Origin of the sequence: Sphingomonas sp. Root720 (genome assembly GCF_001428605.1) — a bacterium.
Lineage (GTDB): Bacteria > Pseudomonadota > Alphaproteobacteria > Sphingomonadales > Sphingomonadaceae > Rhizorhabdus.
The window spans coordinates 147,006-165,730 of record NZ_LMID01000011.1 but is presented as its reverse complement, the minus strand read 5'-3'; the positions used below and the strand labels follow the sequence as shown (position 1 = coordinate 165,730).

Sequence of the window (18,725 nt, the reverse complement as noted above, 5' to 3'; positions counted from 1 at the left end):
GGCCGGACGGACGATGGAGGTGGCGATGAAGAACATCCTTGTGCTGATTCATGACGACGAGGGTCAGGAGGCGCGGTTCCAGGCGGCGCTGGACGTGACCCGCGCTCTGGAAGGACACCTGACCTGCATCGACGTCGTCCTCCTGCCGGAGACGCCTGCCGAATTGTGGGACGGTGGCGCCGGAAGCGCGATGGTGCTGGCCGAGGAACGGAGCAGGGAGGCCGCGAACCGCGTGGCGCTCGAGCAGCGCCTGGCCAAGGAGGATGTCTCCTGGAACTGGCTAGACATGACGGGCGAACCGGTCCGTTGCCTGCGCGACGCCTCGGCGATCGCCGACCTAATCGTCGTCGACCGCGATCCGCACGGCGCCGCCGCCGGGCTGGTGCTCGAGAGCGGCGCGCCCGTTCTCGCGGTGTCCGACCCGACCCGTGGAGTCGATGTGAACGGTCGCGTGCTGGTGGCGTGGGACGGATCGCCGGAAGCCGAGGCGGCGCTCCGGGCGGCGGTCCCGCTTCTGAAACTGGCCGAGCATGTCATGATCCTGCAGGTCGACGACGGGTCGATCCGCGTTCCGGCGGGCGAGGCGGCGAGCTTCCTGTCGCGGCACGGCATTCATCCGCTCGTCATCCTCGAAACGGCGGCGCAGGGAGAGGCGGCGCAAATCATCCTCGCCGCGATCGGCGAACGCCGCGCCGATTATCTGGTCATGGGCGGCTTCGGCCGGTCTCGACTTATGGAAGCGCTGTTCGGCGGGGTTTCGCGCGGTCTGCTGTCGAAAAGCCCGGTGCCGCTTCTAATGGCGCATTGACGCCCGCCCGGTGCCGGCGACGTCGCGTGATCGGGAAAAGCGATCACCGTAGACGAATCGATCCGTTTTACGGGCCCCTGTCGATTGACCTAACCCTGTCTTACGCCCCCGTTATGAATAATGACTCGCGTGGAAGGAGGGATCGACATGTCCGACAATTCGCAGGATGCCGGCAAATGCCCGGTGACCCATCTGACGACCGCCTTTGGCGCTCCCGTCGTCGACAACCAGAACAGCCTCAGCGCCGGTCCGCGCGGTCCACTGCTGATGCAGGATGTGTGGCTGCTGGAGAAGCTGGCCAATCTCAACCGCGAGGTCATTCCCGAGCGGCGCATGCACGCCAAGGGATCGGGCGCCTTCGGTACCTTCACCGTCACCAACGACATCAGCCGCTACACCCGCGCGAAGATCTTCGCTCAGGTCGGCAAGACGACCGAGATGTTCGCGCGCTTCACCACCGTCGCCGGTGAGCGCGGCGCGGCCGATGCCGAGCGCGACATCCGCGGCTTCGCACTGAAATTCTACACCGAGGAAGGCAATTGGGACATGGTCGGCAATAATACGCCGGTCTTCTTCCTGCGCGATTCCCGCAAATTCCCGGACCTCAACAAGGCGGTGAAGCGCGACCCGCGCACCAACATGCGCTCGGCCACCAACAACTGGGACTTCTGGACGCTGCTGCCCGAGGCGCTTCACCAGGTGACGATCGTAATGTCGGACCGCGGCATCCCGAAGAGCTATCGCCACATGCACGGCTTCGGATCGCACACCTACAGTTTCTACAACGACGCGGGCGAGCGCTTCTGGGTCAAGTTCCACTTCAAGACCAGGCAGGGGATCGAGAACCTGACCGACGCCGAGGCGGCGGCCGTCGTCGCCGGGGATCGCGAGAGCAACCAGCGCGATCTCTACGAGGCGATCGAGCGCGGCGATTTCCCAAAATGGACGATGTACATCCAGGTTATGCCGGAAAAGGACGCCGAAACCTATCATGTCCATCCGTTCGACCTCACCAAGGTCTGGTACAAGTCGGACTATCCGCTGATCGAGGTGGGCGAGTTCGAGCTCAACCGCAATCCGGAGAACTTCTTCCAGGACGTCGAACAAAGCGCGTTCGCGCCGTCGAACCTCGTCCCCGGCATCGGCGTCTCGCCCGACAAGATGCTCCAGTCGCGGCTGTTTGCCTATTCGGACGCGCAGCGCTACCGGCTCGGCGTCAACCACCACCAGATCCCGGTCAATGCCCCGCGTTGCCCGGTGTTCAGCAACCACCGCGACGGCCAGGGCCGGGTCGACGGCAATTATGGCGGCCTGCCGCACTATCAGCCGAACAGCTTCGGGCAGTGGGTCGACCAGCCCGACTTCCGCGAACCGCCGCTGAAGATCGACGGCAATGCCGATTTCTGGAACTTCCGCGAGGATGACGACGATTATTTCACCCAGCCGCGCAAGCTGTTCCAGTTGATGACCCCGGCCCAGCAGCAGGTGCTGTTCGACAACACCGCCCGCGCGATGGGCGACGCGCCCGCCTTCATCAAGCAGCGGCACATCGACAACTGCACCCGGTGCGACCCGGCCTATGGCGCGGGGGTGGCCCAGGCGCTCGGCATGTCGGTGAAGGCGCCGTCAGACCTGCCCGCCGAGCCTGAACTAGCCGACTGAGCCGCGCCGCATTCGGCGTGGAACAAGGGGGAGGGAAGCGGAGGCTTTCCTCCCTCTTTCATATGTCGCTACGGTCGACGGACCGGGGCCGCCGGCTCAGGCGAAGTCGAACTGGTCGATCGACGTCGCTGTCGTATCGAAGGCGGCGACGATGCCGGTGATCGGATCGGCCGATCCCGACGCGTTGTCGAACAGATAGGCGGTGTCATCGCGCAGCGGCGGCTTCAACGGTCCAAGGATACCTGGTCCAGCGGTCGCCTTGTATCTATGCCCGTGCTGGCATCGGATTGCGGCGCCGGCGGGGAAGCGCCGCGGTCGCGGTAGGACGGTAGGTCGACGGCGCCCTTGGGGGTCGGCTTCGCCTCGAGCTTCGCTATGAGCCTCTTCATCTGGACGATCTCACGGATCTGGGCGTCGATGATACCGTCGGCCAAGCGCCGCACCTCGGGATCCCGGATATGCGCCCGCTCGCTCGTCATGATCGCGATCGAGTGATGCGGGATCATCGCCTTCATATAAGAGATATCGTCGACGGTAGCCTGGCTGCGGACGAGCCACAATGCAATCGAGAGGGCTGCGCCGCTCATGATCAGGATCGCGATGTTGAGCCGGAGATTGCGATACATGCCCCACATGAAGCCCAGCATGAGGGCAGCCATAGCGGCGCCCATGACGACCGCCATCCACATTCGCGTCTGGCTATATTCGACGTGGCTCCAGGCATAGGTGTTCAGATACATGAGGCCGAACATCACGATCGTCGAAGCGGCAACCATGAAGGCGAAGCGGGAATAGCTCATGCTCGTCCTCCGACCATCCTGATCGTTGCGGCGCGGATCCATGGTTCATCCTCCTGTCCATTCCGGACGATGGCCGATGACGGCGCGCGGCCGGGAAGCGAAGCGCCGGCTCCGCCTATCTGACAAACCGCTTTGCGAGCCCCCCGTTCCGGGAAAAATGTCGCTTTGCGATGGTATCCGTCTCGCTAAGACGAGCCGGGTGGCGGCTGGATCTCGCGGCGGTGGTGGGAAGCGGGCTGGCTGACACCGATCTGTAGCTGGCGCGTTGAGCGGGCACGGATTATCGTGATCGTTAAACATGAAGCCGCGATGCGGTGGGGAGCGCATATGGCGGACGACGTTCAGGGCAGGGGGTGGGCCATCGCCCGCGACAATCTCGAACATGTAGCGCTCTATCGCTGGTGGCGGAGTTCGGTCGTCGGCAAGATCGACCATCAGGCGATCATCGAGAGGATCGTCGATGAAAGCGGCTGGTCGCCGCGCTACCTGTTCATGACGATGATGTCGGCCGGGATCGCCGTGCTGGGCCTCCTCCTGTCGTCGCCGGCGGTCGTGATCGGGGCGATGCTGATCTCGCCGCTGATGAGCCCGATTCTCGGTCTCGGCTTCAGTCTCGCCCTGTTCGACTTCGCCGAGATGCGTCGCGCGCTGATCGCGCTGGCGGCGGGATCGGCCTGTGCCATCGCTTTCACGGCGCTGATCGTGGCGCTCTCGCCGCTTCAAGCGCCAACCTCGGAAATCATCGCCCGGACGCGGCCCAATCTGTTCGATTTGGCGGTCGCGCTGTTCGCGGCGCTCGCCGGCACCTTCGCGATCATTCGGGGCCGTGGCGACACGGTGGTCGGTGTCGCGATCGCGACGGCCTTGATGCCGCCGCTCGCTGTCGTGGGCTATGGCCTCGCGACCTGGAACCTGCCGGTTCTGGCGGGCGCCTTCGCCCTGTTCGTGACCAACTTCGTGACGATCGCGCTGTCGGCCACCGTCATGGCGCGTCTCTACGGCTTCGGACATTTCCTCTCGAGCCAGCAGAGCTGGGCGCAGACCATCGTGCTGACCCTGGTCTTCATCGTCATGGCGGTGCCCCTTGGCTTATCGCTCAAACAGATCGCGACCGAGGCGGTGACGGTGACGCAGGTTCGCTCGTTCCTCTCCGATCGCTTCGGCGCGCGCGCGCGTGTTACCCAGCTCGACGTCGATTTCGCATCCCAACCGATCCTGGTCCGTTCGGTCGTGATCACGCCGCGTGTCGGCATGCAGCCTACGCTCGCGTTGCAGGCCGCGCTTGAAAAGCGCCTCGGTCAATCCGTTCGCCTGCAGCTCGACCAGGTGCTTCTGGAGGCTGGCGCCGGACCCATCGATGCCCAGCGCGAGGAGTTGCGGCAGGCCGGCGCCGCCGCCGCCGAGCAAACGGCGCGGATCGGCATATTGGCGCGGATGCTGGGCCTCGCCGCGGGCGTAGCGCCCGAGGCGGTCACCATCGATCGGGATCACAGGCGTGCGACCGTGATCGCGGCGCCATTGCCGGGCGCGACCGTCGCCACCTATCGCGCGCTGGAGCTTCGCGCGCAGCAGGATGTCGACGACTGGGCGATCACGATCACGCCGCCGCAGGGCCCACTGCCGCCCATCGCTTTCGCCGACAATGTCGACACGCTCGATATACCGGCTCGCGAGGCCGTGTTGACATCGGCCTGGGCGGCGCGACGCTGGAACATCCGCTCGCTTTCGGTACCGGGCCTTCCCGAAACCGCGCCGGAGAATCCGATCCTGTCGCAGCGGCGCGCCCTGGTCATCGCGCAGCTATTGCGTAGCCAGGGTGTCGAAGCCACGACGGCGCCGGCTTCCGGCCAGTCCTTCCGCCTGACCGCCGCCCCATCGGCGGCCGTGCCATGATCGACGACGCATTGAAGCCGCTTCGGTACCGCGCCGATCCCGCGCATATCGGCCGGTTTCCCGGCCATCGCGTGCCGAACGACTCCATGTCGAAGACCGTATGACGCCCGCCGCGCTGAGCGCGTTGATCCTCGGGATCACCCTCGTCCTGTTCGTCAGCGAGAAGGTGCGGCACGATCTCGTCGCGCTGATCGCCCTGTTCGCCTGTCTAGCCGTGGGACTGGTGACGCCGGCCAAGGCCTTTCTCGGCTTTGCCGATCCTGCGGTGCTGGCGGTGGCGGCGGTTCTCGTGGTCGGCCGCGCCGTGGAACTCTCGGGCGTCGCGTCCGCGATGGCGAAGATGATGATTCCGGAGCACGCCGGCTTCGTCTTTCGGCTGACCGCGCTTCTCGCCGTGGCCATGCTGCTGTCGGCCTTCATGAACAATATCGCCGCGCTCGTCATCACCATGCCCATCGCGACCGAGATCGCCCGCGACAGCCGGCTGCCACCGACCGCGACGCTCATGCCGCTCGCTTTCGCGACCATCCTCGGGGGCATGACGACCCTGATCGGCACGCCGGCGAATCTGATCCTGTCGTCGGTGCGGGAAACCGAGATCGGCGCGCCGTTCGGCTTCTTCACGATGACTCCGGTGGGAGTTGCGGTGTCGCTGCTGGGGCTCGTCTATCTGGCGTGGATCGGATGGCGGCTGCTGCCGATCCGGCGCAGCGCGGAGCAGGTCAAGCGCCCGCCGTGGCGCGTGTTCGAACTGACCGTGCCGCTCGCCGAGGGCGGCTGGGACGACCTGCTGGATCGGCTGCGCGGCGCGCGGGCCCGGCTGCTCGCCCAATTTCGCGAAGGGGCGGCTTCCCTCGGCGCCTTGCGTCCGGGTGACCGGTTGCTGGTCATGTCGCGCGCCAACCAATGGACCGTTGCCGAGCGAACCGGTCTCGAGACCGCCGCACAGCTCGCACCGGCGGCCGATGCGGTCACCGCCCGGGTCGCGGTGGCGCACGGCTCGCTATTGATCAATCTCGGCTACGACCAGGTCCGGACCCAGACCGACGACCAGATCGAGGTCGTGGCGGTCGGGCCCCGCGTCGCGCGTGAAAAGCAGCCCCTCGTGCGCATGCGCATCCGAGCGGGAGACCAGCTCTATCTGCGGGGCAGGCCGGACGACCTCGCCCGTTTCATCGCCCGGGCGCGTCTCCTCGAAATCGATCGGCTCGATCCCGTGCCGGTGGCGCCGGCCCGCTCGGCCGCGATCCTCGCGATCTTCGGGATATCGATCGCGGCGATCGTGATCGGTGGACTGTCGCCCGCGATCGCTTTCCTCGGCGCGGCGGCACTTCTGGCGGGGTTGCGCCTGCTGCCGGCGGAGGAGATCTACCGGTCGATTGACTGGACGGTGATCGTCCTGCTGGCCGCCATGATCCCGGTCGGGCAGAGCTTCGACGACAGCGGGGCGGCCGCGATCGCCGCGCAGTGGCTGGGCTCGGTGCTGGCCGACCTGCCGCTCGTCGCCGTGCTGGCCGTGCTGTGCGCCGTCACGATGCTGCTGTCGATCTTCCTCAACAACGTCGCGACCGCCGTGATCATGGGACCACTGGCCATCGACGTCGCGCGCCTCCTCGGCGTCAGCCCGGATGCCGCGCTGCTGGCCGTGCTTATCGGTGCCTCGTCGGACTTCCTGACGCCGATCGGTCACCAGAACAACCTGCTGGTCATGGGACCGGGCGGCTACCGCTTCACGGACTATGCCCGCATGGGCGCAGCCTTGGTCGTGATCGTCGTCGCGACGGCCGCCGTGACGCTGGGTTTTCTCTATCGCTGATGCGGCGGGCTCCATTGCGGCGCGAGGCGCCGCCGTCGCCATCCTGGCCGGGGGCGATCAGAAGGTTTCTTCCAGGTCGAGAGCGCGTTAAGAGGCCATCGAGATTTATGTATTGGTGCGCCGGACCGGTCGGGCGCCGACCGGAGATTAATCCATGATGATCACCGCCGTGGCGTTCCTCTGCGCGCTTCTCGTCACCGCGTTTCTGGCCTTCGGCAAGTTCGCGCGGTCGGAAAGCTGGCGGGCGACGGTAACCCCGCTGGCCTCGATCATCGGTAGCGGCTTCCTGATCTGCGGACCGATCCTGGCCCGGGAATTCGGGCGGGCGGCGATCATCGCCGAGGCGGCGCTGCTTCTGATCGCCTATGGGGCGGGCGCGGTCATCCGGTTCAACATCATCCACGTCGAGAATTATCTGGCCGGCGCGTCCAGGAACGACCGGGTCGTCTGGCTTGCCCGCGCGACGCAGGGGGTGCTCGCGCTGGCCTATGCGATCTCGGTCGCCTATTATCTGAAGCTTCTCGCGGAGTTTCTTCTCAAGCCTATCGGCATCGCTCCCGCCTGGCACGGCCTTGCCTCCAACGGCATCGTCACCCTCATCGTCCTGGCCATAGTGGCGCTTGCCTTCGGCAACGGCCTGCGCCGAGTCGAGCATCTCGCCCACGGCACGGTTTCGCTCAAGATCGGCATCATTGCCGGGCTCCTCGCGGGGCTCGCCTGCTGGTGGCTCACCGGCGCCACGGCCGATCCGCTACCGCCGGCACAGATAGGCTGGGCAAGCATTCCCTTGCTGCTCGGACTCGTCATCACGGTCCAGGGCTTCGAAACGTCGCGCTATCTTGGTCACGCCTATGACCAGCAACTGCGAATACGGACCATGCGCCACGCCCAGTGGATCGCGTCGGCGATCTATCTCGCCTTTCTGGCGCTTCTGACGCCCTTTCTGGGCCGGGCGGCCGAAGCGGAAGGCGTGGCGGGCATCCTCGATATCATGACCATGGTCGCCCCGGCTCTCGGCGTATTCGTCCTGGTCGGAGCGCTTTCGAGCCAGCTCAGCGCAGCGGTGGCGGATTCGATCGGTTCAGGGGGGTTGATGAGCGAAGTCACCCAGCGCAAATTGAGCGTCGAACTGGCGTTCGCCCTGGCCGGGGCGCTTGCGATCGCCGTCGTATGGCTCACCGATCCGTTCGAGGTGGTCGCCATTTCGTCGCGGGCGTTCGCACTTTTTTATGCCCTGCAATGCGCGCTCGCCTTCATCGTCGCGCGAAGAACCGGCGTCGGTACGCCCAGACATTATATCGGCTTCGCGGTGGTGGGGGTGATTTGCCTCGTAGCGACCCTGATTGGCGCGCCGGCGGAGGGATGAGGATGCGCCGGACCCGTCTCACGCCGCGCCGCGCCCGCGCGCTTCTCCGCCGCCACGGTCCCGAGGCCGTGGTCTGGCGCCGCCGGATCGCCATTCTGGGCGGCGCGATCCTGATCGGTCTGATCGCCCTGCTGTTCGCCCGGCTTTCCGACTGGGCGGGGACGCAGTTCCTGGCGATGGCCCAGCGCTGGTGGTGGGCGCCGCTCGTGGTGACGCCCGCCGGCTTTGCCGGCCTGGTCTGGCTGACCCGGTCGCTTGCGCCGACCGCGAGCGGATCGGGGATCCCTCAGGTCATCGCCGCTGCCCGCGATCCTGATCGCGGGATGAAGGAACTCGTCGCCGGCCGGACCGTGTTCGTGAAATTCTTCCTGACGATCGGCGGGCTGCTGGTCGGCGCATCGGTGGGCCGTGAAGGTCCCACGGTCCAGATCGCGGCCTCGATCATGGGCTATGCGCATCGGCTGCTGGCGATTCCGCTGCGCGCCTCGGTCTATATCGCAGGCGGGGCGGCGGGTGTCGCGGCGGCGTTCAATACGCCGCTCGCGGGGGTTGCGTTCGCCATCGAGGAACTCGCGTCGGCCTATGAACAGCGGATGACCTTGCTCGTCATGGCCGCGGTTCTCATCGCCGGCATGGTCAGCCTGGGCCTGGCCGGTGATTATATCTACTTCGGCGTGATGCGGCAGACCTTGGGCGTCCAGCAGGCGCTCATCGCGGCGCCCGTCGCGGGGCTCCTCGGCGGCATGGCCGGCGGGCTGTTCTCGCGGATGATGCTCGGCCTGGCGACGACCAGCTTCGCTCCGCTCGGCTGGTTGCGGGCACGGCCGGTGATCCTGGCCGGCAGCTGCGGCCTGGTCGTCGCGGTGCTGGGCGTGGCGACCGGTCTCACCTGGGGTACGGGCTATCAGGCCGCCAATGCCGTGATCGCCGGATCGGATGTCCCCTTATGGTTCGGGGCAGCGAAATTCGCCGCGACCCTCTCGACCGCCGTCTCCGGGATGCCGGGAGGCATCTTCGCCCCGTCGCTCTCGGTCGGGGCCGGTATCGGGGATATGCTGCGCAGCATTTTCCCCACCTATCCGCCAGGCGCGATCGTTCTCCTCGGCATGGTCGCCTATTTCACCGGAGTCGTCCGGGCGCCGCTGACCGCGGTGATCATCATTTCCGAGACGACCGCCAGCCGCGGGCTGATGATGCCGCTGCTCGCTTCGGCGCTGGTCGCCGATTTCGCGGGCCAACTGGTGTGCAAGGAACGGCTCTACCACGGCCTGTCCCGGCGGTTCGCGCTCGGCGATCCGCCGGACCTGCCGGCCGGCCGCTAGGGTTCGCTCTCGCCGGCGCGGGTCAGGCGTCGTCGCCCGGCTTCGGAATACAGCGGTGACGGGCGAGCAGGCGGGTGCGGATCTCGAGGGCATCGTCGTAGCTGACGCCGATCTCGGCCAGCGCTGTAGCGAATGCCTCGATCTCCTGCTGGCGCGCTGTATCGGACCCAAGGAACTGCGGGCAGACGAATCCCGAATCCAGATCGCCCACCACGCGGACCAGGGCGTCGCGGAAGCTTTCGTCGGTAGATTGCGGCGTGCCGACGATCATCGTCGATGAAAGCACGGACGCGAGCAATACGAGCATTTTGCATCTCTCCTCATCAATTCGCCGTCCCCGCCGATGACGGCCCGCCTTCGCCGTCGTCCCGGACGGGCCCGGGACGATCCACCGTGCCGGCGAGACGGTGGCGCACGATGGCCTCGGGTTGCTCCTCGGCGATGTAGCGGGCGAGCGCTTCGCGTATCTCGCACCGCAGGTCGAACGCTGTCGACGCATCGGCCGCCGTCATCAGGACGCGCAGTTCGAGGCTGTGCGGCTTGGCATCGGTCACCTGAAGATTCCAGAAGCGCCGATCCCACCGCTGGCTGGCTTCGATATAGGTCTTTGCCGCATCCCGGATGCGTTGCACGTCGGCAGAAGGGTCGACATGCAGGAAGACCGAGCCCAGCAACTGCGCGCTTGCGCGCGTCCAGTTCTGAAAGCTTTCCTCGAGAAACTTGCTCACCGGAACGATGAGGCGGCGATCGTCCCAGATCCTGATGGTGACGAAGGTCAGCCGGATATCCTCGATCCGGCCCCATTCGCCGTCGACGATGACGACATCGTCGATCCGTATCGGCTCGGTGAAGGCGAGCTGGATACCGGCGATGAGGTTCTTCAGCGCGGGCTGCGCGGCAGCGCCGACCGCGAGCCCGGCAAGCCCCGCCGACGCCATGAGCGTCACGCCGACGCTGCGGATGCCGGGAATGCTGAGCAGCATCATGCAGATCGTCAGGAAGACAGCGATGAAGATGGCGATGCGGGTCAGGATCGTGACGCGCGTTCGACGTCGTCGTGCCTGGAGATTGTCGGCGACGCTGATGTCGCTGCGCGCGATCGAGATGTCGCGCATCGCGCTTATGATCGCGATCGCGAGCCAGCCCAGCAGGCCGGGCAGGACGAAGCCCGCCGCCTGCTGCCACAACCCCGCCGCCCATCCGCTCAACGCCACGCCGCGCTGGGCGAAGCTCATGGCGACGGCGATCATGATCCATCGGGTCGGGCCGGCGATCCGCGTGATGACCATGTCGTCGGCGCTGCTCGCGGTCCGGCGCGCGAGGCGGCGGATGGCCCCGAGCGCCGCTGCATGCACGGCAAGCGCGATAACGACGGCGACCAGCAGCGCCAGCGCGGCGGCGAGGATCTGCCCCATCGCCGGCGGAAGTCCGATTCGGGCGACGAAGGTCTCGATCATGATAGTGCCCTTTCGTGCGTGTAGCCTTGGGACGGTTGGGCCGTGGCAGATGGCAATTCGTTCGTTCGAACGGCCGGATCCCTCAGTAAGATCGCAGCACGAGATCGCGCAGAAAGACGAAGGCCAGCCCGAAACAGCCGGGAAGGAGCGCCAAGCCGACGAAAAGGAGCAGCGTCCGCATATCCCTGACGCGGCCGCGCTCCATCAGCAGTCCGAGCAACCAGATGAGAGCAGCGCTCGTCGCCAGCAAGGCGATCGCACACAGATAGATCATGTCCTGGCCTTTCTCGCGCGCCGAACGCGCCGGCGCGGTGTGACAAGGTCGCTCACGAAGATACCCGTAAAGCGTTAGAAGCCGACGCCTTCGCGCATCACCTGCTGACGTACGTCGCGTCGCAGCGCCGGACGGCGTTGGACCTCGGCCGTGATGCGGTTGAAGCTCGCCTCATCGAGACCATGCTTGGCCAGGATGGTCGTCATGGCCGTCTGCGCCTGGCGCTGGATCAATGGTCGTTCGGCAGCAGGCGCCGCCTTCAAGCGGCCGTCCGCGACCCGGCGCACGGCGAGGATCTCGAACAGGGCCGAGGCATATTGGTGTATGTCCCGCTGCGAATAGCTGGGGTTGAGAGGGGCGTCTTGCGCCGGGATCGCAGCGGGCCAGACGACTGCTGAAAAAGCGGCTGCCGGGCCGATGAGACATTTGGTCATGGCCATGGCGATGTCTCGGGACGTTTAGCCGGAGATGGTCGAGAACCAACCGCGGTGGCGAGCATGCCATGTCTCAATCGAACCTCCCGAATTGGCCATGCATATATCGTTATGCGATATATGCTCGCATCAGAAAACTGCAATGGCGACATCAGGTTCCGGCAGCACCGCCATTATTGGTCGGTGCGGGGATGCTTGCGTCGATTGGCGGGCATTCACGGCGGTCTGGGATGGTCTTTTCGTCGCATCCCACGATGCGGGCGCCTAGCCGTCGCCGAGGCGATCCAGCAATTCGGTCAGCGTCGAGCGGATGCGGAGGACCTCGCCGCGGTGCGTGGCCGACATTTGCGCCAGTATCGCTTCCGACTGGGCAGTCAGTCCGAGCATGACCCGCCGCCGGTCCTGCGGGGCGGGATGCCGTTCCAGCCACCCCATCGCCGTCATGCGTTCGGCGAGCTCGCTCGCGGTGTGCGGCTGCACGAAGAGCTGATCGGCGAGGTCGCCGATGGTCAGCCTTCGTCCGGGCGCCGCACGGATCGCGAGCAGGCTCTGATGCTGCTGCGGGGTCATGCCGAGAGCCTTGGCAGCCTGCTCGCTGAAATTGAGGAAACGCCTCAGTTCGAAGCGGAAGGCGGCGAGCGTCTCATAATCCACCTGGCTGACGGGGGGATGCTCGTCCTTCTTTCTGGCCATTCGATGCTCCACAGGGTCGCGAGCATCAACGCGTTCCCCGCTCTGCCGTCAAGCGCTTCGGTTCGGCCACCACGCTGCTGACCATCAGGAGCTCGGTCCGTTCCGACCATGGGCCGCCGATGCGGCAATCGGGCACAGGGTCAGGGACGGTCACGATGTCTGAAGGGCGATCGACCCTGGGCGCAAGGCCACGGTTTGCTCCATCTGTCGGGAATGGGCTCCGCCATGCCGGTCGCATGAGGGCGGCCGCAGCCTGGCAGGGAGAGGGGGACACCGTGCCGCCTCATCGGCGAGCTTGCGACGGCTTCAGATCGGCTCGCCTACTGTCTGCGCCGGATCGGGCCGCTCGATGCCGTGCGAGCGGTGGTCCGGCTCCGCGGCGAGCAGCTGTGCCGCCTGCGCCAGGAGCATCGCAGCGTTGAACGGTTTGAGGATGAGCGGTCGCTCGGCGAATGCGGCGGGAAGATGATCGCGCCCGTAGCCAGTGACGAACAGGAACGGGATGTTCCTCTCCGAAAGCGCATCAGCGATCTTGTCGACGAGTTCGCCTTGCAGATTGCCGTCCAGCAGCGCCGCATCGCAGACGACGCCCTCGATCGCGACGAGAGCCTCGGGCTCCGTCGCTGCCGTGGCGACGATCGTGGCACCGGCATCCTCCAGCAGGTTCGCGATCTCCATCGTCACGAGCGGTTCGTCTTCGATCACGATGAAGCGGCTGCCGCGCAGCGCCTCGATCGATATCGACGTCTCCGCGCTCGCCCCATAGCGCGCCGGATCCTCCGCGCCGCTGCGAATCGTCCGCGACCGATGCGGCAAGGTCAGCGTCCAGCCGATACCTTCCACGGCATAGTCCGGTACCGCGCTTCCCCCCTCGGCTTTCAGGCTCCGCTCGATCAGCGCAGTGCCGAACCCCCTGCGGCTCGGCGCCTGCACCGGCGGCCCGCCACGTTCGGTCCAGCGCAGGACCAGCTGATCGTCACTGGCACTCCATATCAGCGAAACCACGCCTTCGGGCATCGAAAGCGCGCCATATTTGTGGGCATTGGTAACCAGTTCGTGGAGGATCATCGCGAGATGCAAGGCGAGTTCCGGCGCGAGGTTGAGATCGAGCCCTTCGATGACCAGCTGCTCGGGGTTGATCGTGCCGATGTCTATTTGCCCATCGATCAGTTCGCGCAGGCCCGCACCCTGCCAGGTCGAGTTGCTCAGCAGGGAGTGGGCGCGTGCCAAGGCATGGATCCGCCCCGTGAAGGTCGGGGCAAAATCGGATGGACCCGAGGAGTGGCGCAGCGTCTGCATCGCGATCGCCTGGACCGACGCCAAGGTGTTCTTCACCCGATGGTTGAGCTCACCGATCAGCAGTTTCTGGGTATCCTCCGCCCGTTTTCGCTCGGTGACGTCCAAAATCTGGACATTGACCGAGACGAGCCGTCCGCGGCCGTCGAGCAGCGCGGAGCAATAGCATTCGCAATCGAGCGATATTCCTTCCGCGGTCCGCATGCGCAGGACCTCCATGGTACGCGGCCGACCGCCACCTATCATGTTCTCGATCATGTCCGCGAAGACGTCCTCGTCCTGCGGATCGAGCCATCCGATCTCGCGAGCCTTGAAGCCGGCGACCTCGGCCGCGCGCCATCCGAACATGCGTTCCGCGCCGTTCCACCAGCCGATGATATGCTGGCCGGCATCCAGTTCGACGATGGCGAGCGGCGAATTGTCGCGATGGGCGTGGAGGCGGGCGAGGGCGGACGCATTGTCGTCTCGCTGACGCGCGAGCTCCTGTCGATACTGGAACAATTCGGCGAAGATGCGCACCTTGTTGCGAAGGATGTTGGCGTTCACCGGCTTCAGGAGATAGTCGACCGCGCCCGCCTCATAGCCTCGGAAACGACGGCCCTCGTCGGTCGCTACGGCAGTCAGGAAGATGATCGGTACCCGACGGGTCCGCTCGGTGCCGCGCATCAGCTCGGCGAGCTCGAACCCGTCCATGACGGGCATTTGGACGTCGAGCAGGGCGAGGGCGACATCGTGGAGCAGCAGGAGCTCCAGCGCTTGCGGGCCCGAACGTGCCTTGATGAGCTCGACACCTTCTTCCTTCAGCAGTGCCTCCAGTGCCGTCAAATTCTCCTCGACATCGTCGACGGCGAGGACCTTCACCGATTCATGCTGCATGACCAATCGCCCCCGTACCGATCAGATTGCGTCGATAGATTTTCTCGCGCTCCTCGAAATCGTCGAAGAGTTCCGAGTAGCGCGAGAAGCGCAGCGATTCCTTCGAGCCAAGACCAAGGAAGCCACCGCGCACGAGCGTGTCGCCGAACAGGCCAAGCGCACGGTCCTGAAGGTCTCGATCGAAATAGATCAGCACGTTGCGGCTTGATACCAGCTGGACTTCCGCAAAGACGTGATCACTCGCGAGATTATGTTCAGCGAACACCGCGCGACGGCGTAACGACTTGTCGAAAACCGCCCCCCCGTAGGCCGCCGTATAATAGTCGGCGAGCGACGTCTTGCCGCCGGCGAGGAGGTGATTTTCCGAAAACTGACGGACGCGATCGAGTTCGTAGACGCCGGCTTCGGCCTTCTGCAGCGCGGCCGGGCTGATGTCGGTGCAATAGAAGATCGTCCGATCTTCCAGGCCCTCCTCGCGGAAAAGGATCGCGAGCGAATAGAACTCCTCGCCATTGGCGCAGCCGGCAATCCATATCTTGAGGGAAGGATAGGTCTTGAGGTGCGGAATGACCTGTTCCCGCAGGGCCCGGAAATAGCCGGGATCGCGGAACATCTCGCTGACCTGTATCGTCAGGAACGACATCAGTTCGGGGAAAAGCTCGGCCTCGCGCAGCAGGCGATGCTGGAGATGGGAGAGGCTGTCGCAGCCGAAGCGCTGTTGCGCGCGGGCCAGGCGCCGGTGAAGCGAGCTGCGCGAATAGCCGCGAAAGTCGTAATGATGGTGTCGCCAGATCGCTTCGAGGAGCAGCTCGAGTTCGAGATCCTCGTGCGCGGCGTAGACGTCGTTCATCGCGGCATCCAGACGCGCGCGAGGCTGAGCAGCTTGTCGACGTCGAGCGGCTTGGCGAGATAATCGTTGGCGCCGGCCTCGAGACATTCCTGCTGGTCGCGCGCCATCGCCTTGGCCGTCAGCGCGATGATCGGAAGCGATGCCCCCCAGGCACGCGATCGGATCTCACGGGTGGCGGTCAGCCCGTCCATCTCCGGCATCATCACGTCCATCAGCACAAGATCGATCGGTTCGGAAAGACCACGCGCCGCATCGTCGAGCGCCTGGAGGGCTTCGCGGCCGTTGCGGGCAATGTGGACGATCGAGCCATGCGGCTCGAAAATGCTGGTCAGCGCATAAACGTTCCGAATATCGTCCTCGACGACGAGAATATGCCGCCCGTCGAGCGCCGCATCGCGGTTGAGCGATTTGACGATCAGCGCCTGCTGGGACTCCGGCAGGTCGGAAACGACCTGATGGAGGAACAGCGTCACCTCATCGAGCAGGCGCTCGGGCGACCTGGCGCCCTTCACGATGATCGACTTGGAGTAGCGGCGCAGCTGCAGCTCCTCGTCATGGCTGAGATCGCGGCCGGTGTAGACGATGACCGGCGGGAAACCGACGGACTCATCGGCGCTCAGCCGCTCCAGCAGGTCGAAGCCGGACGTGTCGGGCAGGTTGAGATCGAGCACCATGCAGTCGAAGGTGTCGCGCCCCAGCATGGCGAAGCATTCGGCCGCCGAATGCGCTTCGACCGTCTCGACGTCGCGCGACGCGAGGAGCAGCTTCACGCTCTCGGCCTGCTGGGCGTCGTCCTCGACGACCAGCACCCGGCGCATCCGCTGGGCCATCCGCGCCTCTAGCCCCTCGAGCATATCGACCAGCGCTTCGCGTTTCACCGGCTTGAACAGATAGCCGATGGCTCCGCTCGACATCGCCGCCTGACTATCGTCATCGACCGAGACGACATGCACCGGAATATGCCGCGTACGTACGTCGCGCTTGATCCGGTCGAGCACCGAGAGGCCGGTATGGTCCGGCAGGTTCATGTCGAGGATGACGGCGTTGGGCACATATTGCCGGGCCATCAGTGCGCCCTCGTCCGCCGTGCCGGCGATCAGATACTGGAAGCCTAGCTCCCGCGCCAGATCGCCAAGGATCCCGGCGAACACCGGATCGTCCTCGACGATCAGGATCACGCGCGCATCGCCGGCGAGCTGCTCGCGATCGTCCGGCGTGGCGACCGTGGCGCGCCCGGGGCGAGGGCTGGAAACGGGTGGCGTCGACCGCGTGGGCCTGGGCCTCTCGCGGATCTCCGGGGACCTTGCGCTGTGGTCGAAATCGACCGGAAGAACGAGGGAGAAGGCGCTGCCGCTGCCTTCGACGCTCTCGACGTCGACGTCGCCGCCGAGCAGGCGGGCGAGTTCGCGGGAGATCGACAGGCCAAGCCCCGTTCCGCCATATTTCCGGCTGATCGTTCCGTCCGCCTGGCGAAAGGCCTCGAAAATCGCCTGCTGCTGATCCGGCGCGATCCCCAGGCCCGTATCGCGAACGACGAAGGCGAGGCGTGCATCAGGCCTGGCTTGGACCTGAATCGACACGGCGCCGGTCTCGGTGAACTTGATCGCGTTGGACAGGAAGTTCTTCAGCACCTGCTCGAGGCGCTGCGGGTCCGTCTCCAGCTCGGCCGGCGCGTCGTCATCGGCGCCGACGGTGAAGGCGAGGCCCTTCGACGCGGCCGAAGGCGCGAACACGGCCTCGAGCTTCTCCAGCATCGCGGCGATGCGGACGGGCCGTATCTGCAGATCGAGCTTGCCGGCCTCGATCTTGGAAATGTCGAGGATATCGTTGATCAGCGTCAGAAGATCGTTGCCGGAGGTCTCGATCGTCTCCGCGTGGCGAACCTGTTCGTCGGACAGGTTGCCGGCGCGGTTTTCCGCCAGAAGCCGCGCCATGATGAGCAGCGAATTGAGCGGCGTACGCAGTTCGTGGCTCATATTGGCGAGAAATTCGGACTTGTACCGGCTCGCCTGTTCCAACTCGCCGGCCTGCGTCTTCAGCGAAACCTGCGCGCGCGTCAGGTTGTCGCGCTGGGCCTCCAACTGGCGGGCCTGCTCTTCCAGCTGCACGTTCGTCTGTTCGAGCTCGCTCTGCTGGGCTTCGAGCCTGGCCTGCGATTCCTGGAGCTGGCGGCTCTGCGTCTCGAGTTCGTCGTTGTTCGCGCGCAGCTCCTCGCTCTGCGTCTGCAGTTCCTCGGCCTGCTGCTGCGTTTCCTCGAGGAGTTCGCGCAGCCGGGCGCGGTACTTTCCCGAGCGGATGGACACGCCGAGCTGACCCGAGATCCGGTCGAGAAGCGCAAGCGCATCCGCACCCGATTTCGCCGTCAGTCCCAGTTCGAGCACGGCGTTTACCGCGCCGTCGGCCCGCGTCACCGCAACCACGATCGACCCGGGTTTCGCCTCCCCCAGGGCCGACCCGTAATAAAGATAGCCGTCGGGCACGTCGCCGAGCAGGAAATGCCGCCGATCGGTCACCGCCTGGCCCAGGAGGCCGTCGCCGGGACGAAACTGCTCGGGCACTTTGGCATCCGCCGGAACGGCATAGGTCGCGTAGCGCCGGAAGCCGTCACCATTGCTGATGAAGAGTGCCCCTGCCTGCGCCTTGAGATAATCCGCGAGGAACCCCAGGGCCTTGTCGGCAAGCGCATCGAGAGGAAGCTCGCCGCTGACGGCATCGGCAAGGCCGACCTGTCCCCGCTGCAACCATTCTTCCCGCCGGATGGCCAGCCGATTGCGGATGAAGAGATAGCCGATGGCTGCAAGCATCCAGCACACGGCGACGCCGAGGCTGCGGTTTACGATCGCGACCTGCGGATCGACGCCCGCGGGCGCCATGGAAAATCCCAGGGTCGTCAACAGCGTCGCCAGCGCGGCCACGACGGGGGGTAGCTGCGAGCGCTGGCCGACATAGGCCAGGACGACCGGAAGGAGATAGGCGACCCAGACCGCGGTGCCGAGCGGGAAGACGAGGTCCGAAGCGAAGGGCAGGGCGAGCAGAAGCGCGAGCGCAGGATAAAGCCAGATGGAGAATTTGGATTGTCCGGTACCGTGCATAGTCTTCCCTGGTTGAAATCTCCACCTGCTCCCTGGAGCGGTCGACGTTGCGACTACAGCGGGATCGCGCCGTTCCATACAGGATA

The 18,725-nt window shown here is 65.7% G+C and carries 16 protein-coding genes; 6 read left to right on the top strand and 10 right to left on the bottom strand.

All coding sequences use genetic code 11. From position 1 onward, the window contains the following. Window positions 1–25: 25 nt before the first annotated feature. Both ASE22_RS11550 and ASE22_RS11545 read left to right on the top strand, forming a co-directional pair. The gene (locus ASE22_RS11550) at window positions 26–808 is read left to right on the top strand and encodes a universal stress protein (protein ID WP_056361088.1); all 783 of its coding nucleotides are present in this window, start codon (window positions 26–28) and stop codon (window positions 806–808) included. A gap of 147 nt (window positions 809–955) precedes the next feature. Further along, complete coding sequence (locus ASE22_RS11545; RefSeq protein WP_056359200.1) at window positions 956–2,470, top strand: catalase; 1,515 nt, start codon at window positions 956–958, stop codon at window positions 2,468–2,470. Between the two features lie 96 nt (window positions 2,471–2,566). On the opposite strand, the gene ASE22_RS27865 is transcribed toward ASE22_RS11545, so the two are convergent. Both ASE22_RS27865 and ASE22_RS11540 read right to left on the bottom strand, forming a co-directional pair. Further along, entirely contained in the window at window positions 2,567–2,698 is a 132-nt protein-coding gene (locus tag ASE22_RS27865) for a hypothetical protein (RefSeq protein WP_268796353.1), read from the bottom strand. After that, window positions 2,695–3,270, bottom strand: coding sequence for a DUF305 domain-containing protein (locus ASE22_RS11540; RefSeq protein ID WP_056361085.1), 576 nt, complete (start codon window positions 3,268–3,270; stop codon window positions 2,695–2,697). The genes ASE22_RS27865 and ASE22_RS11540 overlap by 4 nt, the downstream gene beginning before the upstream one ends. A 327-nt stretch (window positions 3,271–3,597) precedes the next feature. Here ASE22_RS11540 and ASE22_RS11535 point away from each other — a divergent pair, with 327 nt between their 5' ends. The 4 genes from ASE22_RS11535 to ASE22_RS11520 all read left to right on the top strand — a co-directional run bounded on the left by ASE22_RS11535 (window position 3,598) and on the right by ASE22_RS11520 (window position 9,667). After that, complete coding sequence (locus ASE22_RS11535; protein ID WP_056359197.1) at window positions 3,598–5,163, top strand: DUF389 domain-containing protein; 1,566 nt, start codon at window positions 3,598–3,600, stop codon at window positions 5,161–5,163. Window positions 5,164–5,263: 100 nt separating this feature from the next. Beyond that, window positions 5,264–6,979 carry an SLC13 family permease gene (locus tag ASE22_RS11530; RefSeq protein ID WP_056359194.1) on the top strand — a complete coding sequence of 572 codons (1,716 nt, stop codon included), beginning with the start codon at window positions 5,264–5,266 and terminating at the stop codon, window positions 6,977–6,979. A gap of 154 nt (window positions 6,980–7,133) precedes the next feature. Then, window positions 7,134–8,345: a hypothetical protein gene (locus ASE22_RS11525; protein ID WP_056359191.1), complete on the top strand. Its 1,212-nt coding sequence runs from the start codon at window positions 7,134–7,136 to the stop codon at window positions 8,343–8,345. Continuing rightward, window positions 8,342–9,667 (top strand): chloride channel protein, encoded by a 1,326-nt coding sequence (locus ASE22_RS11520; RefSeq protein ID WP_056359188.1) that lies wholly within the window; start codon window positions 8,342–8,344, stop codon window positions 9,665–9,667. The genes ASE22_RS11525 and ASE22_RS11520 overlap by 4 nt, the downstream gene beginning before the upstream one ends. Window positions 9,668–9,689: 22 nt before the next feature. Here ASE22_RS11520 and ASE22_RS11515 read toward each other — a convergent pair whose 3' ends face one another. The 8 genes from ASE22_RS11515 to ASE22_RS11480 form a co-directional block, all read right to left on the bottom strand. After that, complete coding sequence (locus ASE22_RS11515; protein ID WP_235538153.1) at window positions 9,690–9,938, bottom strand: hypothetical protein; 249 nt, start codon at window positions 9,936–9,938, stop codon at window positions 9,690–9,692. Between the two features lie 52 nt (window positions 9,939–9,990). Beyond that, on the bottom strand, window positions 9,991–11,124 hold the full coding sequence (locus ASE22_RS11510) for a mechanosensitive ion channel family protein (RefSeq protein WP_082545615.1): 1,134 nt from the start codon (window positions 11,122–11,124) through the stop codon (window positions 9,991–9,993). 82 nt (window positions 11,125–11,206) lie between these two features. Beyond that, window positions 11,207–11,398: a hypothetical protein gene (locus tag ASE22_RS11505; protein ID WP_056359183.1), complete on the bottom strand. Its 192-nt coding sequence runs from the start codon at window positions 11,396–11,398 to the stop codon at window positions 11,207–11,209. A 74-nt stretch (window positions 11,399–11,472) separates the two neighbouring features. Further along, window positions 11,473–11,832: a DUF4168 domain-containing protein gene (locus ASE22_RS11500; protein WP_162248248.1), complete on the bottom strand. Its 360-nt coding sequence runs from the start codon at window positions 11,830–11,832 to the stop codon at window positions 11,473–11,475. A 264-nt stretch (window positions 11,833–12,096) separates the two neighbouring features. Next, window positions 12,097–12,525, bottom strand: coding sequence for a MarR family winged helix-turn-helix transcriptional regulator (locus tag ASE22_RS11495; RefSeq protein ID WP_056359175.1), 429 nt, complete (start codon window positions 12,523–12,525; stop codon window positions 12,097–12,099). Window positions 12,526–12,831: 306 nt separating this feature from the next. Continuing rightward, window positions 12,832–14,697, bottom strand: coding sequence for a response regulator (locus ASE22_RS11490; protein WP_056359173.1), 1,866 nt, complete (start codon window positions 14,695–14,697; stop codon window positions 12,832–12,834). Further along, window positions 14,687–15,547: a CheR family methyltransferase gene (locus ASE22_RS11485; protein ID WP_414886669.1), complete on the bottom strand. Its 861-nt coding sequence runs from the start codon at window positions 15,545–15,547 to the stop codon at window positions 14,687–14,689. Before ASE22_RS11485 ends, ASE22_RS11490 begins: the two co-directional genes overlap by 11 nt. Further along, a complete protein-coding gene (locus ASE22_RS11480; protein ID WP_200933206.1) occupies window positions 15,544–18,639 on the bottom strand; it encodes a response regulator in 3,096 nt (1,031 codons plus the stop codon). Before ASE22_RS11480 ends, ASE22_RS11485 begins: the two co-directional genes overlap by 4 nt. Window positions 18,640–18,725 lie beyond the last annotated feature (86 nt).

Bases quoted from the DNA above. Each gene is read 5' to 3' on its own strand.
- ASE22_RS11550 (WP_056361088.1), top strand. From the start codon at position 26: ATGAAGAACATCCTTGTGCTGATTCATGACGACGAGGGTCAGGAGGCG.
- ASE22_RS11545 (WP_056359200.1), top strand. From the start codon at position 956: ATGTCCGACAATTCGCAGGATGCCGGCAAATGCCCGGTGACCCATCTG.
- ASE22_RS11540 (WP_056361085.1), bottom strand. From the start codon at position 3,270: ATGAGCTATTCCCGCTTCGCCTTCATGGTTGCCGCTTCGACGATCGTG.
- ASE22_RS11535 (WP_056359197.1), top strand. From the start codon at position 3,598: ATGGCGGACGACGTTCAGGGCAGGGGGTGGGCCATCGCCCGCGACAAT.
- ASE22_RS11530 (WP_056359194.1), top strand. From the start codon at position 5,264: ATGACGCCCGCCGCGCTGAGCGCGTTGATCCTCGGGATCACCCTCGTC.
- ASE22_RS11525 (WP_056359191.1), top strand. From the start codon at position 7,134: ATGATGATCACCGCCGTGGCGTTCCTCTGCGCGCTTCTCGTCACCGCG.
- ASE22_RS11520 (WP_056359188.1), top strand. From the start codon at position 8,342: ATGAGGATGCGCCGGACCCGTCTCACGCCGCGCCGCGCCCGCGCGCTT.
- ASE22_RS11515 (WP_235538153.1), bottom strand. From the start codon at position 9,938: ATGATCGTCGGCACGCCGCAATCTACCGACGAAAGCTTCCGCGACGCC.
- ASE22_RS11510 (WP_082545615.1), bottom strand. From the start codon at position 11,124: ATGATCGAGACCTTCGTCGCCCGAATCGGACTTCCGCCGGCGATGGGG.
- ASE22_RS11505 (WP_056359183.1), bottom strand. From the start codon at position 11,398: ATGATCTATCTGTGTGCGATCGCCTTGCTGGCGACGAGCGCTGCTCTC.
- ASE22_RS11500 (WP_162248248.1), bottom strand. From the start codon at position 11,832: ATGACCAAATGTCTCATCGGCCCGGCAGCCGCTTTTTCAGCAGTCGTC.
- ASE22_RS11495 (WP_056359175.1), bottom strand. From the start codon at position 12,525: ATGGCCAGAAAGAAGGACGAGCATCCCCCCGTCAGCCAGGTGGATTAT.
- ASE22_RS11490 (WP_056359173.1), bottom strand. From the start codon at position 14,697: ATGCAGCATGAATCGGTGAAGGTCCTCGCCGTCGACGATGTCGAGGAG.
- ASE22_RS11485 (WP_414886669.1), bottom strand. From the start codon at position 15,547: ATGAACGACGTCTACGCCGCGCACGAGGATCTCGAACTCGAGCTGCTC.
- ASE22_RS11480 (WP_200933206.1), bottom strand. From the start codon at position 18,639: ATGCACGGTACCGGACAATCCAAATTCTCCATCTGGCTTTATCCTGCG.